Source organism: Pseudomonas sp. W17, assembly GCF_040268305.1.
Classification (GTDB): Bacteria; Pseudomonadota; Gammaproteobacteria; order Pseudomonadales; family Pseudomonadaceae; genus Aquipseudomonas; species Aquipseudomonas protegens.
The window spans coordinates 3,388,926-3,405,306 of the sequence record NZ_CP158490.1 but is presented as its reverse complement, the minus strand read 5'-3'; the positions used below and the strand labels follow the sequence as shown (position 1 = coordinate 3,405,306).

16 protein-coding genes are annotated in these 16,381 nt (G+C 65.3%); 3 read left to right on the top strand and 13 right to left on the bottom strand.

Features of this window, described 5'->3' with window-relative positions; all coding sequences use genetic code 11:
- Positions 1–146: 146 nt before the first annotated feature.
- On the top strand, positions 147–851 hold the full coding sequence (locus tag ABCR88_RS15835; RefSeq protein WP_053151700.1) for an HPP family protein: 705 nt from the start codon (positions 147–149) through the stop codon (positions 849–851).
- Positions 852–942: 91 nt separating this feature from the next.
- Here the strand turns inward: ABCR88_RS15835 and ABCR88_RS15830 are convergent, their stop codons facing one another.
- From ABCR88_RS15830 to ABCR88_RS15795, 8 genes are all read right to left on the bottom strand, one after another.
- Positions 943–1,806 carry a LysR family transcriptional regulator gene (locus tag ABCR88_RS15830; RefSeq protein WP_015635648.1) on the bottom strand — a complete coding sequence of 288 codons (864 nt, stop codon included), beginning with the start codon at positions 1,804–1,806 and terminating at the stop codon, positions 943–945.
- 59 nt (positions 1,807–1,865) lie between these two features.
- Positions 1,866–2,900 (bottom strand): arginine N-succinyltransferase, encoded by a 1,035-nt coding sequence (gene astA / locus ABCR88_RS15825; RefSeq protein ID WP_015635649.1) that lies wholly within the window; start codon positions 2,898–2,900, stop codon positions 1,866–1,868.
- On the bottom strand, positions 2,897–3,835 hold the full coding sequence (ctlX, locus tag ABCR88_RS15820) for a citrulline utilization hydrolase CtlX (protein ID WP_011061343.1): 939 nt from the start codon (positions 3,833–3,835) through the stop codon (positions 2,897–2,899). Before ctlX ends, astA begins: the two co-directional genes overlap by 4 nt.
- 258 nt (positions 3,836–4,093) lie before the next feature.
- Entirely contained in the window at positions 4,094–4,573 is a 480-nt protein-coding gene (locus tag ABCR88_RS15815) for an Lrp/AsnC family transcriptional regulator (RefSeq protein WP_011061344.1), read from the bottom strand.
- 12 nt (positions 4,574–4,585) lie between these two features.
- Positions 4,586–5,347 carry an ATP-binding cassette domain-containing protein gene (locus tag ABCR88_RS15810; RefSeq protein WP_053151704.1) on the bottom strand — a complete coding sequence of 254 codons (762 nt, stop codon included), beginning with the start codon at positions 5,345–5,347 and terminating at the stop codon, positions 4,586–4,588.
- A gap of 64 nt (positions 5,348–5,411) precedes the next feature.
- A complete protein-coding gene (locus ABCR88_RS15805; RefSeq protein ID WP_015635652.1) occupies positions 5,412–6,122 on the bottom strand; it encodes an ABC transporter permease in 711 nt (236 codons plus the stop codon).
- Positions 6,119–6,844 carry an ABC transporter permease subunit gene (locus ABCR88_RS15800; RefSeq protein WP_011061347.1) on the bottom strand — a complete coding sequence of 242 codons (726 nt, stop codon included), beginning with the start codon at positions 6,842–6,844 and terminating at the stop codon, positions 6,119–6,121. The genes ABCR88_RS15805 and ABCR88_RS15800 overlap by 4 nt, the downstream gene beginning before the upstream one ends.
- 72 nt (positions 6,845–6,916) lie before the next feature.
- Positions 6,917–7,696, bottom strand: a complete 780-nt coding sequence (locus ABCR88_RS15795; protein WP_011061348.1) for a transporter substrate-binding domain-containing protein — start codon at positions 7,694–7,696, stop codon at positions 6,917–6,919.
- 460 nt (positions 7,697–8,156) lie between these two features.
- On the opposite strand from ABCR88_RS15795, the gene ABCR88_RS15790 reads away from it, so the two are divergent.
- Positions 8,157–9,263, top strand: coding sequence for an enoyl-CoA hydratase/isomerase family protein (locus ABCR88_RS15790; RefSeq protein WP_350404853.1), 1,107 nt, complete (start codon positions 8,157–8,159; stop codon positions 9,261–9,263).
- 4 nt (positions 9,264–9,267) lie between these two features.
- Positions 9,268–10,419, top strand: coding sequence for an acyl-CoA dehydrogenase family protein (locus ABCR88_RS15785; protein WP_337153187.1), 1,152 nt, complete (start codon positions 9,268–9,270; stop codon positions 10,417–10,419).
- A gap of 160 nt (positions 10,420–10,579) precedes the next feature.
- Here the strand turns inward: ABCR88_RS15785 and ABCR88_RS15780 are convergent, their stop codons facing one another.
- The 5 genes from ABCR88_RS15780 to ABCR88_RS15760 are packed head-to-tail and all read right to left on the bottom strand — an operon-like array spanning position 10,580 to position 16,157.
- Entirely contained in the window at positions 10,580–11,353 is a 774-nt protein-coding gene (locus ABCR88_RS15780; protein WP_041118243.1) for an enoyl-CoA hydratase, read from the bottom strand.
- A gap of 20 nt (positions 11,354–11,373) precedes the next feature.
- Positions 11,374–12,501, bottom strand: coding sequence for an acyl-CoA dehydrogenase (locus ABCR88_RS15775; protein ID WP_011061352.1), 1,128 nt, complete (start codon positions 12,499–12,501; stop codon positions 11,374–11,376).
- Positions 12,502–12,513: 12 nt separating this feature from the next.
- On the bottom strand, positions 12,514–13,704 hold the full coding sequence (locus ABCR88_RS15770; protein WP_041118245.1) for an acetyl-CoA C-acyltransferase: 1,191 nt from the start codon (positions 13,702–13,704) through the stop codon (positions 12,514–12,516).
- Positions 13,705–13,716: 12 nt separating this feature from the next.
- Complete coding sequence (locus ABCR88_RS15765; RefSeq protein ID WP_011061354.1) at positions 13,717–14,478, bottom strand: SDR family NAD(P)-dependent oxidoreductase; 762 nt, start codon at positions 14,476–14,478, stop codon at positions 13,717–13,719.
- A 14-nt stretch (positions 14,479–14,492) separates the two neighbouring features.
- Positions 14,493–16,157 carry an AMP-binding protein gene (locus ABCR88_RS15760; protein WP_041118247.1) on the bottom strand — a complete coding sequence of 555 codons (1,665 nt, stop codon included), beginning with the start codon at positions 16,155–16,157 and terminating at the stop codon, positions 14,493–14,495.
- Positions 16,158–16,381 lie beyond the last annotated feature (224 nt).

Genomic DNA, 16,381 nt, shown 5'->3' with positions numbered 1-16,381 from the left:
AGCATTATTATGAATTTGTCAGGCGCAAGATTCCTCGGCACACTGTGCCGGTTCCTCCCCCAAATGTTGGAACGTTCAAGGGCTTTCTGGTCATCCAGGCAAGCCCTTCTTTTTGCCTGTCGTTCTGGATTGGAAAGCGTTTACCGATGTTCGCCCGCTGGAAACCCGCCGCCATCAATACCCGCCCACTGGAATGGAGCCGCGCCGCCATCGGCATGGCCCTGGGCACCCTGTTCAGTGTTTGGCTCTGTGCCCAGGTCTTCGGCATGCCGGTGGCCCTGCACCTGATCGGCCCTCTGGGCGCGTCGGCGGTGCTGCTGTTCGCGGTGTCTTCAGGCGCCCTGGCCCAGCCCTGGTCGATTCTTGGCGGCTACCTCTGTGCCGCCGTCATGGCCTTGGCGGTGGCCCATGTACTGGGCCGTACCTTGGGCAGTGCCTGCCTGGCGGCGGGCATGGCCCTGGTGCTGATGTGCTGGTTGCGCTGCCTGCACCCGCCGGCCGGCGCCCTGGCCCTGACCCTGGTACTGGCGGACCCGGCCAGCGTGGCCTTGGACTGGTACGAGCTGGGGCCGGTGATGCTGGCCGCTGCCAGCCTGTTGCTCAGCGCCCTGGCCTACAACAACCTGACGCGCACCCGTTACCCCAAGGGCCCCAGCGAAGCTCCGGCGCTCCTGCCAGCAACCGCTGCCGGCGACAGCCTGGCGATCACGGCCCAGGACCTGAAACTGGCCCTGGCGGAGATGGAGGAGTTCTTCGACGTCACCCCCGAAGACCTCGAACAGCTGATTCATGCCAGCGAAGCCCACGCCCGGCGCCGCAGCATCGGCCAGGTGCTCGCCTCACGCCGCTGACAGCCAGCGCCAGGAGCCGGCTTGCCCGCCAAGGCGCCCTCAAGGACAACCCATCACTCAAGGGCCTCCTCGCCTGCCAGGTTGCCGGGTTTCAGACCATCGGCGACCAGCGCTGGGACCAGTCGGTGTCGCTTTCGATCACTTCCCGCAGTACCGCGAACGCCTGTTGCAGCTCTGGGGTATCGCGCTCGCGGGCGTACAGCAGGTAGGTGGGGAAGTTGAACTCCGGGGCTTTTTCCACCCGCTCCAGCACACCGCTGTCCAGGTAGCTCTGCACCACCCGTGTGCGGAAATAGCCGCTGCCACCGGCATCGAGGATGAACTGCAGGGCCAGCGGCCCGAGGTTGAAGCCCACTGCCGCCTTGGCCTGCGCAGGTAGCGCGGCGTCGTGCTGGCGGCGAAAGTCCTCGCCCCAATCGATGTACACATAGGGCTCGGGGCGCCCCGCCAAGCGCACCTGGATCAGCTTTTCCTCCAGTAACTGCTCCACCTGCAAGCCCGGCGAGTACAGCGGCTGGAACACCAGCGCGGCGTCCAGCACGCCCAACTCCAGTTGCCGTTGCAAGCTGGCACCTTCGCCGATCTGAGTGCGCACGGCGTGGTTGGGCAACGCCTGGCGCAGGCGCCGCACCCAGTTGAGCATCAGCGGGTTGCACAGGCTCAGCTCGCCGCCGATGTGCAGCACATTGCGGTAGCCGGCCAGCAGCGGCAGGTCGCGCTGGGCTGCTTCCCAGGTCTGCACCAGTTGGTTGGCGTAGCTGATGAAGGCCTCGCCGTCGGCGGTGGGCCGGGCGCCAGCGCGGTTGCGCACCAGCAGCTTGCAGTTGAGCTGGCCTTCCAGGTTCTGCACCCTGGCGCTGATGGCGGTCTGGGTCAGGTGCAGGCGCTCGGCAGCAGCGATCAGGCTGCCGCTGCGGACGATTTCCAGGAAGGTGCGGGCCAGATCGATGTCCATGGTGCCTCGCCGGCAGAAAATTCGAGCGCCATTGTAGCGGCGCTCGCGCCACGACGCTTCTAGGCTGCGGACATTTGCCGCGCCGGCACCGCCAGGCTCACCGCCCGCACCGAGGCCCCGGCCGGCAACCCCAGGGCCCGGGCGCTGTCACGGCTGACAATCAGGGTGCCGGCGGCGACCCGCGCTGCCGCCACGCTGATCCGGCAGTCGGCGAACTGGCGGTTGTGGACCAGGTAGGGCTGGGCCTGTTCCCCCGGGGTGCCGATGCTCAGTTGCAGCACCTGGCTGTCGCGCACTGCGCGGATGTCGCCGGTGGCGCATTCGATCAGGGGCCCGCCGTCGAAGATGTCGATGTAATCCTTGAAGGCAAAACCCTCGGCCTTGAGCATGCCCAGGGCCGGTTCGGTATTGGGGTGCACCCGGCCGATCACTGCCCGTGCCGGCTCTGGCAGCAGGCAGGTGGGCAAGGGAAACTTGGGCATCAGCTCGGCGATAAAGGTCTTGTTGCCAAGGCCGGTGAGGTAGTCGGCGTCGGCGAAATCCATCTTGAAAAAGTGCCGCCCCAGGCCTTCCCAGAACGGCGACACACCCTGCTCGTCGGAATAGCCACGCATCTCGGCGATCACCTTGTCGCCGAACAGCTCGCGGAACTCGGCCAGGAACAGGAAGCGCGCCTTGGACAGCAGGCGCCCGTTGAGCCCCTGGCGGTGGTCGGCATGCAGGAACAGCGAGCACAGTTCCGAATGGCCGGTCATGTCGTTGCCCAGGAACAGGGTCGGCAGTTGCTGGTTGATCCCCAGGTTTTTCGAGGCCGCGACAAACAGCCCGACCCGATAGTTGTACCAGGGCTCGCGCAGGCCAACGGCGCCGGCCAGGGCACAGATGCCGACCACCTCGCCCTGCGCGCTTTGCAGCACGAACAGGTAGTCGGCATCGGCGCGCGAGGCCTGGCCGGCGAAGGTCTGCTCGGCCCATTGCAGGCGTGACCGCAGGCGCCCGGCGTCCGCCGGCAAGGTGGTCAGGCCGGCACCGGCACTGTGGGCCAGGGCCAGCAGCGCCGGCAAATCGGCCAGGGTGGCGGGACGGACGATCATCGCGAGAGCTCCAGCTGAGGTTGACGTTCGGGCAGGTAGATTTCCGCCAGCATGCAGCGGGCGCTGCCGCCGCCGATGCGTTCAATGGTGTCGATGTTCACCGGCACCGGCTGCACATGGCGTTCGATCAGCCGGCGCTGCTCGGCATCCAGGGAGCGCCAGGCACTGCGGGACATCACCAGCAGCGGCTCGCCGGCACTGTTGTGGACTTCCAGCATATTGCCGGCGAAGGACTCCAGCTGGGCCCAGGTCAAGGGCAGCAGTTGTTTGCCGCTGCTTTCCAGGCGCTGGCGCAGGGCCGCCCGCTCCTGTGCATCGTCCAGGGCCAGCAGGCAGGCCACCGCCAGCTGGCTGCCGACGCTCATCATCACGTTGGTGTGATAGATCGGCTCACCCTGGCGGTCCCGGGCATGAAAGGCACACAGCTCGTAACCCAGGTGCGCCACCAGCTGGTCCAGGGCCCGGGCGTGGGTGCGGGTCGAGTAGCCGGCGTAGCAGATGCGCTGCTGGCGATCCAGGACCATGCTGCCGGTGCCTTCGAGGAACAGTTCCTCCTGCTCCAGGGAGGTGAGATCCAGGGTGCGGTTCACCTGGTACTGCTCGTGCAGGTGCGCCAGTACCCCCTTGTAGCGCTCCAGGCGGCGGTTGCGGCCCTGCATCGGGTACAGCACCAGGGTGCCGTCGGGGTGGCTGCTCCAGCAGTTGTTGGGAAAGATCGAATCCGGGGTATGGGGTGCGGCGCCGTCTTCATGGACCAGCACCCGGACCCCATGCTCGCGCAGCGTCGCGACGTAGCCGTCGAACTCCTGCAGGGCCTTGGCCTGCACGTCTTCGGCGGCACCGGGCGGGCGCTGGAAATGGTTGTTGCCGGCAGTGTCCTGGTTGAACGAAAAACGCGTGGGGCGAATCATCAAAACGCTATGGGTAGTCTGCATGGGGCACGCAATCAATGAGGTTTCAGAGGGGCCCATTGTGTTTTTTTGTCGGGACAAAACCCGGCTGAACGGCGGGCCTGCACGGCAGGAAATGGCTGAAAGCACGGGTTGCCCCAGCCGATTTCGCCCCCCCTGAAAAACATCGATATGCGACCTGCAGGAGCAGGCTTGCCAGCGAAGGCGATCTTGCGAGCGGTGCAAGGCTTGCGGGCCTGTTCGCCGGCAAGCCGGCTCCTGCGGCGGGGGGCGTACAGGGGGTTATTCCATGCCGGTCTTGACCATCGCCAGTTCAGGGTGGCTGACCAGTTTGTCGATGTGCAGATCCGGGTCGTCGAACCAGACTTCGGTCAGCACCCGGTAGTGCTCCATGTCCCGGCAGCGCATGCGCAGGCTGTAGTCGAAGGCGCCGCTGATCAGCCGGCATTCCAGCACCTGGGGGCAGGCCCGGACCTTGGCCTCGAAGGCTTTCTGCGCCGCCCGCCCGCTCTGGTTGGACAAGGCCACCAGCACCAGCAGCGACAGCCCCGGGGTGAGTTTCTTTTCGTCGAGGATGGCCCCGTAGCCACGGATGACCCCGAGCTGCTCCAGCTTGCGCACCCGTTCCAGGCACGGCCGGGGGGTCAGGTGCACGCGCTCGGAGAGTTTCTGGTAGGTGATGCGCCCTTCGTGGCGCAGAACCTCGATGATCGCCTGGTCGATTCGATCAAGCACGATCGACAGGTCGCGGATGTCCGCCATGGATGTCTTCCCTCACTTCAAACGGCCGGATAGAAACTGCTGCAAACGTTCACTCTGCGGCTGGTCGAGAATCGCCGGGCTACCCTGCTCCTCGACCCGCCCTTGATGCAAGAACAACACCTGGCTCGACACTTGTCGGGCAAAGCTCATTTCATGGGTGACCATGAGCATGGTCCGCCCCTCTTCGGCCAGGGCCTGGATCACCTTCAGCACCTCCCCCACCAGTTCCGGGTCCAGCGCCGAGGTCGGCTCGTCGAACAGCAGGATCTGCGGCTCCACCGCCAGGGCCCGGGCGATCGCCACCCGCTGTTGCTGGCCACCGGACAGGAACGCCGGGTACTGCTCGGCCACCCGTTGCGCCAAGCCCACCTTGTCCAGGTAGGCCCGGGCACTGGCTTCGGCCTCCTTGCGGCCAATGCCCAGCACCCGGCACGGCGCCAGCATGATGTTCTCCAGCACGCTGAGGTGGCTCCACAGGTTAAAGTGCTGGAACACCATGGCCAGGCGCGTGCGCAGGCGCTGCAACTGGGCCGGGCTGGCCACCTGCATGCCGCCAGGGGCCTCGCGGGTGACAATCGCCTCGCCGTCCAGGGCAATGGCCCCGGCATCGGCCCGCTCCAGGAAGTTGATGCAGCGCAGCATGGTGCTCTTGCCCGAGCCACTGGCGCCGATCATGCTCACCACGTCTCCGGCCCGGGCCTTCAACGAGACGCCCTTGAGCACCTCGTTGTCACCAAAACGCTTGTAGAGATTTTCAACGGTCAATTTGTACATCGCAGACTCCTGGAACCCCGCCGCTGGCAGCAAGGTTCTGGATAGGAAAAAGAGGAAAGGAGCGTCAGTGAGCCGGGCCGAGGAAGCTCAGCCAGCGCCGCTCCGCCAGGCGGAAGGCCGCCACCAGGCCGAAGGACAGCCCCAGGTACAACAGGCCGGCGATGCCGAAGGCCTGGAAGGTCATGAAGGTGGCGGCATTGGCGTCCCGGGCCACCTTGAGGATGTCCGGGATGGTGGCGGTGAAGGCCACCGAGGTGGCGTGCAGCATGAGGATCACCTCGTTGCTGTAGTACGGCAGCGCCCGGCGCAGGGCCGAAGGCAGGATCAGCCGCCAGTACAGGCGCCAGCCGCTCAGGCCATAGGCGTGGGCTGCCTCGATCTCGCCATAGGGAATGCTGCGGATGGCCCCGGCGAAGATCTCCACGGTGTAGGCGCAGGTGTTCAGGGTGAAGGCCAGCAAGGTGCAGTTCATGGCATCGCGGAAGAAGGCTTCGAGCAACGGCTGCTGGCGTATCGCGGCGATGCCGTACAGGCCGCTGTAGCAGATCAGCAGCTGGATGTACAAAGGCGTGCCGCGAAACACATAGGTGAACAACTGCACCGGCCAGCGCAGCAGCGCCCAGTGCGAGGTGCGCGCAATGGCCAGGGGCAGCGACAGGACAAACCCCATGGCCAGGCTGGCCACCAGCAGCCACAGGGTCATGGCCAGCCCGGTAAGGCTCTCGCCGTCAGTGAACAGAAACGGCCGCCAGTATTCCTGGATCAGTTCGATCATCGCGACAGCCCTCGCACGCCCTGGTTGTAGTGCCGTTCCAGGCGCCGCAGCAGCTGGTTCGAAGCGCTGGTGATCAGCAGGTACAGGGCCGCCGCCAGGAGCAGGAAATCCAGCATGTTGAAGGTGCTCTTGCCGGCTTCCTGGGCCACCTTGACCAGGTCGGTGAGGCCGATGATCGACACCAGCGCCGTAGCCTTGAGCAGCACCAGCCAGTTATTGCCCAGGCTCGGCAAGGCGAAGCGCATCATCTGCGGGAACACCACGTGGCGAAAGCGCTGCATGCGGCTCAGGCCGAAGGCCGCCGCGGCTTCCTGCTGGCCCCGGGGCACGCTGAGGATTGCCCCGCGAAAGGTCTCGGTGAAATAGGCGCCGTAGATGAAGCCCAGGGTCACGATCCCGGCCACGAAGGGGTCGATCTCCATATAGGGCCAGTCCAGCAGTTCGGTCAGGGCCGTGAGCCAGCCCTGCAGGCTGTAGAAGATCAGCAGCATCAGCACCAGGTCCGGTACGCCGCGGATCAAGGTGGTGTAGCAGGTCGCCGGGATCTGCAGCAGGCGCAGCGGCGAAAGCTTGGCCGCCGCCCCCAGCAACCCCAGGAGCATGCTCACCAGCAGCGCCAGGGCGGAGAGTTTCAGGGTCATCCAGGCGCCGTGCAGCAACAGCGGCCCATAGCCTTGCAGGACCTCGAGGTCCAGGCCCAACAGAGTCAGAAAGGTATTCACGCCAATCACCTTGCTCGGGCCACGGCCGGGCCCGGGATACTGGGTAACAGTCCCGGGGCCCGCCGTGGGCGATCAGTTGTTGTAGAGGTCGAGGTCGCCGAAGTACTTGCGCTGGATCTGGGCGTAGATGCCCTTCTCATGCAGCGCCTGGATGGCGCCATTGAGCATGGCCTTGAGCTCGTCCTGGTCCTTGCGCAGGCCAATGGCGATCTCCGACGGCACCAGAGGGTCGCTGATGCCGACGCTGTTCTCGAAGTCGGCGCCCTGGGGTGATGCGAGGAAACTCATCTGCGCTTGCAGCTTGTCCTGGATCGAGGCGTCCAGCCGGCCGTAGACCAGGTCGGCATAGACCTGGTCCTGGTTCTGGTAGGCCCGCAGCTTGACCCCCGCCGGGCCCAGCTTGGCCCTGGCGTAGGTTTCCTGGACGGTGCCCTGCATGTAGCCCAGGGTCTTGCCCTTCAGCGATTCGCCGGTGGGTTCGAGGCCCGAGCCCTTGCGCGTGACGATGGCCGTGGGGCCGGCGTACAGCCGGTCGCTGAAGTCGATCTGCTTGCGCCGCGCATCGGTAACGGTCATGGAGGACTCGATGGCGTCGAACTTGCCGGCCTTGAGTGCCGGGATCAGGCCGTCGAAGTCGTTGCTGACCCACACGCACTTGAGCTTGAGCTCGGCGCAGATGGCGTTGCCCAGGTCGACACCGAAGCCCTGCACGCCGCCGCCTGCCGTGGTGGATTCAAAGGGCGGATAGCTCGGGTTGACGCCAAAGCGCAGTTCTTTCCATTCCTTGGCGCTGGCGCCCATGGAAACGCACGCAATTGCCAGTAACGGCACAGCCAGCCAGTGTTTAGTCATCTTCAGAGTCCCGGATTATTTGGATTTATAGCGGCCCGGCAGCAATGCCAGGCCCCACTTGTGACAGGGGCAGAGAGTGGATGCGGGGTCGCCGCAGTCGGGTTCTTGTTGTTATTGGCCGGGTTTGGCGCGCAGAGCCGAACCCGTTCCTGGTCGCCGCGGTCTACGCTGCAACGGAGCGCCAGAATGCCAACTGCCGAAGTGGCCCAGGTGTCGTAAGGGGCGCCTGAAACAGCCGGGATCGGCTGATCACGGCTATTTCACAGCCGATTCTGTCGTCAAGGCTCTACACCTTGGTCCAGAGCGGTTGCGCAAGGCCAGGGGGTGTTTTTTTGTCATGCAAAAATGCACAGTCGACCTGCAGCTTTCCGGGTTGTAATTGGCAAATTTGCACTGCTACGATCCGCCGATGCTCGCGCGCGAGCCTCATATAAAAAACAATAAAAGCAGGGAGTTAGTGATGACTGCTCAGGTTTCATCCCAGGCGAGCCGGGCCCCCGACGCCACCCCGGACGAAGTGTTGGTCGAGGTGCGCAACCACATCGGCTACCTGACCCTAAACCGCCCCGACGGCCTCAACGCCATCACCCTGTCGATGGTCCGCACCTTGCAGCAGCACCTGGACCACTGGGCCCAGGATCCGTTGATCCACGCCGTCGTCCTGCGTGGCGCGGGGGACAAGGCTTTCTGCGCCGGCGGCGATATCCGCTCGCTGTACGACAGCTACCACAGCGGCGACAGCCTGCACCAAGACTTCTTCGTCGAGGAATATGCCCTTGACCTGACCATCCACCATTACCGCAAGCCGGTGCTGGCGCTGATGGACGGTTTTGTCCTGGGTGGCGGCATGGGCCTGGTGCAAGGCGCCGACCTGCGGGTAGTCACCGAGCGCAGCCGCCTGGCGATGCCGGAGGTGGCCATCGGTTACTTCCCGGATGTTGGCGGCAGTTACTTCCTGTCGCGCATACCCGGTGAGCTGGGGATCTATCTCGGAGTCAGCGGCGTGCAGATCCGCGCCGCCGATGCCCTGTACTGCGGCCTGGCCGACTGGCACCTGGACAGCAGCAAGCTGGACCTGCTGAACCAGCGCCTGGACCGCCTGCACTGGAGCGACTCGCCCCTCAAGGACCTGCAAGGCCTGCTGGCCAGGCTCGCGGTGCAGACCCTGCCCGATGCGCCCCTGCAAGCCTTGCGCCCGGTCATCGACCACTTCTTCGCCCAGGCGGACGTACCCAGCATCGTCGAGCAACTGCGTACCGTCACCATTGCCGACAGCCATGAATGGGCGCGCAGCACCGCCGACCTGCTGGAAACCCGCTCTCCCCTGGCCATGGCCGTGACCCTGGAAATGCTGCGCCACGGCCGCCAGTTGAGCCTGGAACAATGCTTCGCCCTGGAACTGCACCTGGACCGGCAGTGGTTCGAGCGTGGCGACCTGATGGAAGGCGTACGCGCCCTGATCATCGACAAAGACAAGACTCCGCACTGGAATCCGCCCACCCTGGCGGCCCTCGACGCCGATCGGGTGGCGAGCTTCTTCAGCGGTTTTGACGGCAGCGGGAGCTGAACTCATGCACGACATTGAACTGACCGAAGAGCAAGTGATGATCCGCGACATGGCCCGGGACTTCGCCCGAGGCGAGATCGCCCCCCATGCCCAGGCCTGGGAAAAGGCCGGCTGGATCGACGATGGCCTGGTGCGCAAGATGGGCGAACTGGGCCTGCTGGGCATGGTGGTTCCCGAGGAATGGGGCGGCAGCTACCTGGACTACGTGGCCTATGCCCTGGCAGTGGAAGAAATCGCCGCCGGCGACGGCGCCACCGGTGCCCTGATGAGCATCCACAACTCGGTGGGCTGCGGGCCGATCCTCAACTACGGCAGCCAGGAACAAAAGCAGCAATGGCTGCCGCGCCTGGCCGCTGGCGAAGCCATCGGCTGCTTCTGCCTGACCGAACCCCAGGCCGGCTCCGAAGCCCACAACCTGCGCACCCGCGCCGAACTGCGGGACGGCCACTGGGTAATCAACGGCGCCAAGCAGTTCGTCAGCAACGGCAAGCGCGCCCAGCTAGCCATCGTTTTTGCAGTGACCGACCCGGAACTGGGCAAGAAAGGCCTGTCGGCGTTCCTGGTGCCCACCGACACCCCGGGCTTCATCGTCGACCGCACCGAACACAAGATGGGCATCCGCGCCTCCGACACCTGCGCCGTGACCCTCAACCAATGCACCATCCCCGAGGCCAACCTGCTGGGTGAACGGGGCAAGGGCCTGGCCATCGCCCTGTCCAACCTCGAAGGCGGGCGCATCGGCATCGCCGCCCAGGCCCTGGGCATCGCCCGCGCTGCCTTTGAAGCCGCCCTGGCCTACGCCCGGGAGCGGGTGCAGTTCGACAAGCCGATCATCGAACACCAGAGCATCGCCAACCTGCTGGCCGACATGCACACCCGCCTGAATGCCGCCCGCCTGCTGATCCTCCACGCCGCGCGCCTGCGCAGCGCGGGCCAGCCGTGCCTGTCGGAGGCTTCCCAGGCCAAGCTGTTCGCCTCGGAAATGGCCGAGAAGGTCTGCTCCTCGGCCATGCAGATCCATGGTGGTTATGGGTATCTGGAGGACTATCCGGTAGAGCGCTACTACCGCGATGCGCGAATTACCCAGATCTACGAAGGCTCCAGCGAGATCCAGCGCCTGCTGATTGCTCGCGAGTTGAAGCATTACCAGTTGTAGGCATTGACGCCGAAAACAAAAAATCGCAGCCGGGGCTGCGATTTTTTTGGCTATTCCCTCGTAGGAGCCGGCTTGCCGGCGAACAGGCCCCTGAGTCATGCGCTGCCCTCGGGGACGCCTTCGCTGGCAAGCCAGCTCCTACGTGGCTAGGACGCTGCGGTTACTGGTCCTTGAACTGCGGGTCACGCTTGGCGATGAAGGCGGCCATGCCTTCTTTCTGGTCCTGGGTGGCGAAGGCGGCGTGGAATACCCGGCGCTCGAAGCGCACGCCCTCGGACAGGCTGACTTCAAAGGCGCGGTTCACGCTTTCCTTGATCATCATGCTCACCGGGATCGATTTGCCGGCAATCACCGTTGCTACTTTCAGGGCTTCTTCCACCAGTTCATCGGCCGGCACGATGCGTGCGACGATGCCGCAGCGCTCAGCTTCCACGGCGTCGATAAAACGCCCGGTCAGGCACATTTCCATGGCCTTGGCCTTGCCTACCGCGCGGGTCAGGCGCTGGGTGCCGCCCATGCCCGGCAGCACGCCGAGGTTGATTTCCGGTTGGCCGAACTTGGCGTTGTCGCCGGCCAGGATGAAGTCGCACATCAGCGCCAGTTCGCAACCGCCGCCCAGGGCGAAGCCGTTGACCGCGGCGATGATCGGCTTGCGCCGGTTGGCCACGCGGTCGCTGTCGCTGAACAGGTCGTCGAGGTAGATCTGCGGGTAGCTCAGCTCGGCCATTTCCTTGATGTCGGCACCGGCGGCGAAGGCTTTCTTGGAACCGGTGATGACGATGCAGCCGATCTGCGGGTCGGCTTCCAGGCGATCCAGGGCCTGGTTCACCTCGCCGACGATCTGTGCATTGAGGGCGTTCAGCGCCTGGGGGCGGTTGAGAGTGATCAGGCCGACCCGGCCCTTGATGTCCAACAGAATGGTTTCGTAGCTCATGAATCAGCTCCTGCTAAAAGTCAGAGATTGCGCGAAATGACCATGCGCTGAATGTCGCTGGTGCCTTCGTAGATCTGGCAGATGCGCACATCGCGGTAGATCCGCTCCACCGGGAAGTCGCTCAAATAGCCATAGCCACCCAGGGTTTGCAAGGCCGCGGAACAGACCTTCTCGGCCATTTCCGAGGCGAACAGCTTGGCCATCGAGGCCTCCACCAGCGCCGGCTTGCCACTGTCGCGCAGGGCCGCGGCGTAGTGCACCATCTGCCGCGCCACGGCGATCTGGGTGGCCATGTCCGCCAGGCGGAAGGCCACGGCCTGGTGCTCGATGATCGGCTTGCCGAAGGTTTCGCGCTCGCGGGCGTAATCCCGTGCCGCTTCGAATGCGGCCCGGGCCATGCCCACCGATTGCGAGGCAATGCCCACGCGCCCGCCTTCAAGGTTGGCCAGGGCGATCTTGTAGCCCTCGCCCTCCTCGCCCAGGCGGTTGGCCAGCGGCACCTTCACATCCTCGAAGAGGATCTGGCAGGTGTCGGAGGCGTGCTGGCCGAGCTTGTCCTCGATGCGCGCGACCTTATAGCCCGGCGAGTCGGTGGGCACGATAAAGGCACTGATGCCGCGCTTGCCGGCCGCCGGGTCGGTGACCGCGAACACGATCACCACCCCGGCGTTCTGCCCGGAGGTGATGAACTGTTTGCAGCCGTTGAGCACATAGTGGTCGCCGTCGCGGCGGGCCCGGGTTTTCAGGCTGCTGGCATCGGAGCCGGCCTGGGGTTCGGTCAGGGCGAAGGCGCCGAGCATGGCGCCACTGGCCAGGGGCTTGAGGAAGCGCTCCTTCTGGTCATCGTTGCCGAATTTGAGGATCGGCACGCAGCCCACCGAGTTGTGCACGCTCATGATGGTGGAACAGGCGCCATCACCGGCGGCGACTTCCTCCAGGGCCATGACATAGGCCAGGTAGCCGGTGTCGCACCCGCCCCACTGCTCGGGCACCAGCATGCCGAAGAAACCCAGCTCGGCCATCTCGGCAATGGCTTCCTTGGGAAAGCGGTGCTCGCGGTCCCAGTCGGCGGCGAAAGGCTTGAGGCGCTCCTGGGCGAATTGCCGGGCCGCGTCGCTGATCTGCAGTTGTTCGTCATTGGGCAACATCGGGATTCCTCGTTACAGGCATTCAACGGCCATGGCCGTGGCTTCACCACCGCCGATGCAGATCGCGGCCACGCCACGCTTGAGGCTTTGCTGGCGCAGGGCCGACAGCAGGGTCACCAGGATCCGCGCACCGGAAGCGCCGATCGGGTGGCCCAGGGCGCAAGCGCCGCCGTGCACGTTGACCTTGGCGTGGGGGATTTCCAGCTTGCTCATGGTGACCAGGCTGACCACGGCGAAGGCTTCGTTGATCTCGAACAGGTCGACCTCGTTCAACGACCAGCCGGTCTTCTTCATCAGCCGCTCGATGGCACCCACCGGGGCCACCGGGAACAGCCCGGGGGTATCGGCGAAGGCCGCGTGGCCGTGGATCACTGCCAGGGGCTTGAGGCCGCGCTTGTCAGCTTCGGAGCGGCGCATCAGCACCAGGGCCGCGGCGCCGTCGGAGATCGAGCTGGAGTTGGCCGCAGTCACGGTGCCACCGTCGCGGAACGCCGGTTTCAAGGTGGGGATCTTGTCCAGCTTGGCCTTGGGCGGCTGCTCGTCGTCGCTGATCAGCTTCGACTCCTTGCCGACCATCACCTGCAGGGGAACGATCTCGTCCTTGAACAGGCCGTCCTTGATCGCCTGCTGGGCACGGGTCAGGGAAGCCACGGCGAAATCGTCCTGGGCCTGGCGGGTAAAGCCGTTGGCCTCGGCGCAATCCTCGGCGAAGGTGCCCATCAGGCGGCCCTTGTCGTAGGCGTCTTCCAGGCCGTCGAGGAACATGTGGTCCAGCACCTTGCCGTGGCCCATGCGGTAGCCGCTGCGAGCACGGTCCAGCAGGTACGGGGCGTTGGACATGCTTTCCATGCCACCGGCGATCACCACCTCGGCACTGCCGGCCAACAGCATGTCGTGGGCCAGGATGGTGGCCTCCATGCCGGAACCGCACATCTTGTTCAGGGTGGTGCAGCGGGTGCCCTTGTCCAGGCCGGCGCCCAGGGCGGCCTGACGGGCCGGGGCCTGGCCGAGGCCGGCGGACAGCACGCAGCCGAACAGCACTTCTTCGACCGCCTGCGGTGCAATGCCGGCGCGCTGGACTGCGGCGCGAATGGCTTCGCTCCCCAGTTGCGGCGCGCTGAGGCCTTTGAGGTCCCCCTGGAAACCGCCCATGGGGGTACGGACGGCGCTGACGATGACAATCGGATCTTGGGCAATGGACATGATGAATCCTCCTTATTTGGCGGCCATGCGCAAGGCGCCGTCGAGACGGATCACCTCGCCGTTGAGCATGCTGTTTTCAATGATGTGCCGCACCAGCGCGGCGTACTCGGCGGGCTTGCCCAGGCGTGGCGGGAATGGCACGCCGGCGGCCAGGCCGGCCCGCACTTCGTCGCTCATGCCGGCCATCATCGGGGTTTCGAAAATACCCGGGGCGATGGTCATCACCCGGATGCCGAAGCGTGCCAGCTCCCGGGCCACCGGCAGGGTCAGGCTGGCGATGGCACCCTTGGAGGCGGCGTAGGCCGCCTGGCCGATCTGCCCGTCGAAGGCGGCGATGGACGCCGTGTTGATGATCACCCCGCGCTCGCCGTCGGCATTGGCCGGGCTTTCGGCAATGGCTGCTGCTGCCAGGCGCAGCAGGTTGAAGCTGCCGATCAGGTTGACGTTGATCACCTGGCTGAAGCTGGCCAGGGCGTGGGGGCCGTTCTTGCCGAGGATTTTCTCGCCACGCACAATGCCGGCGCAGTTGACCAGGCCGTTGAGCCCGCCAAAGGCCTTGACCGTGGCCTGCACCGCCGCTTCGGCCGCGGCTTCCTGGCTAATGTCGGCCACCACGCTCTGGCAGCCCAGCTGCTGGGCCTTGGCCGCCACGGCCTCGGCATTGAGGTCCACCAGCATCACCCTGGCGCCGGCGGCGACCAGCATTTCGGCGCTGGCGGCTCCCAGGCCGGAAGCGCCGCCACTGACGAGAAACACCTGGTTTGCAATGTCCATCATTCAAATCCTGTTCATGCGGTAGCTGTTGACGCCGCGGCCTCTTGAGCCTTGGCGATTTCCTGGTTGCGCAAGATAAAGCGCTGCAATTTGCCGCTTGGGGTCTTCGGCAATTCGCTGACAAATTCGATTTCACGGGGGTAGGAATGAGCCGCCAGGCGCTTGCGCACGTGCTGGCGCAACTCCTCTGCCAGCTCATCGGTGGCGCGGTACTGCTCGCTGAGCACCACGAAGGCCTTGACCAGTTCGGTGCGCTCCGGATCGGGCTTGCCGACCACCGCCGCTTCCACCACGGCCGGGTGTTCGATCAGCGCGCTTTCCACGTCGAACGGGCCGACCCGGTAGCCGGAGGTGGTGATGACATCGTCACTGCGGCCCACGAAGCTGATGCTGCCGTCCTGGTTCAGCTCCACGGTGTCGCCGCTTAAGTAGTAGTGGCCGACGAAGGCCTTGGTCGGCACCCCGGCGTAACCGGCGAACCAGCACATGGGCGACCGGCTGCGGTCGATGGCCAGAATCCCCGGCTGGCCGACGCCCAGTTCCTGGTAGTGCTCATCCAGCACCACGATGCGGTGGCCCGGCGAGGCGAAACCGGCGGCGCCGACATGCACCGGGTGCTCCAGGCCGTGGTGGTTGCACAGCACCATGCCCAGCTCGGTCTGACCGTAGTGGTCGTGGATAACCACGCCCAGTTGTTCGGCGAACCAGCGGATGACTTCGGGGTTGAGCGGCTCGCCGGCGCTGCTGACGATACGTAGGCGGCCCTTGATCGAACGGGCGAACTGGTCGCCGCCAGCGATCAGCAGGCGGTAGGCAGTGGGCGAACCGGTGAGGTTGGTGATGCCGTACTTGTTGATCACCCGGCAGGTGCTTTCCAGGGTGAAGGGGCCATCGTAGAAGGTGATCGGGTGGCCCAGGCCCAAGGGGCCGGTGACGCCGAAGTAGATGCCGTAGGCCCAGCCCGGGTCGGCGACGTTCCAGAAGGCGTCTTCCGGGCGCAGGTCCACGGCGTCGCGGGTGTAGGCCTGGAACGCGACAATCGCTTTGAGCGGTACTTCCAGGGCTTTCGAGGGGCCGGTGGTGCCCGAGGTGAACATCAGCAGGAATGGGTCTTCGCCGGTCAGCAGCACGGGCTCGCACTGGGCCGGGTACTGTTCCAGCTCGGCCCAGAAGCTGAAGTCACCGCGCACGATGCCCTGGCCCTTGGCGCCTGCGACCGTGACGATGGTCGGGCATTCGGCGACTTCCGCCAGCTTGGGTCGGTTCACCGCGTCGCTGACCACCAGCTTGGCCTTGGAGCTGTTGAGACGGTGCTCGATGGCCTTGGGGCCGAAGGCGGTGAACAGCGGCTGGTACACCGCGCCAATGCGCCAGGTGGCCAGCACCGTGATCAAGAGTTCGACATTGCGTGGCAGCAGCCCGGCGACCTTATCGCCCTTGCCGACCCCCTGGGCCAGGAAGAAGTTGGCCAGGCGCCCGGCCTTGTCCTGCAGTTCAGTGAAGGTGTAGCTGGCGCTGCTGCCGTCCCGGCCTTCCCAGAACAGCGCGATGCGCCCGGGCAAGGCATGCCGGTCGCAGCACTCGACACAGGCATTGAGGGCTGAGAGCGAGCCCGCCAGGGCCGACTCCATGGTGTGCTGATAATCGAATTCCTTGATAGCAGACAGGTAGTTGCGCATTGCCAGAATCCCTCACTGTTCTTATTAGGATGGGAACCTCATGAAAATCAGGGAAATACTGGCGCCAGAGCCCTCGCGGAACAATGGTCAAAGCTATCAAGTTGCGTGACCGGTTTGGCCAAGAGCACGCCCCGCCACGGTTGGCGGCGGCACCTGAAATTGCCGTAGGCGCTGGCTTGCCAGCGAAGGCATCGGCCCGGGCGGTGCAAGACTTGCGGGCCTCT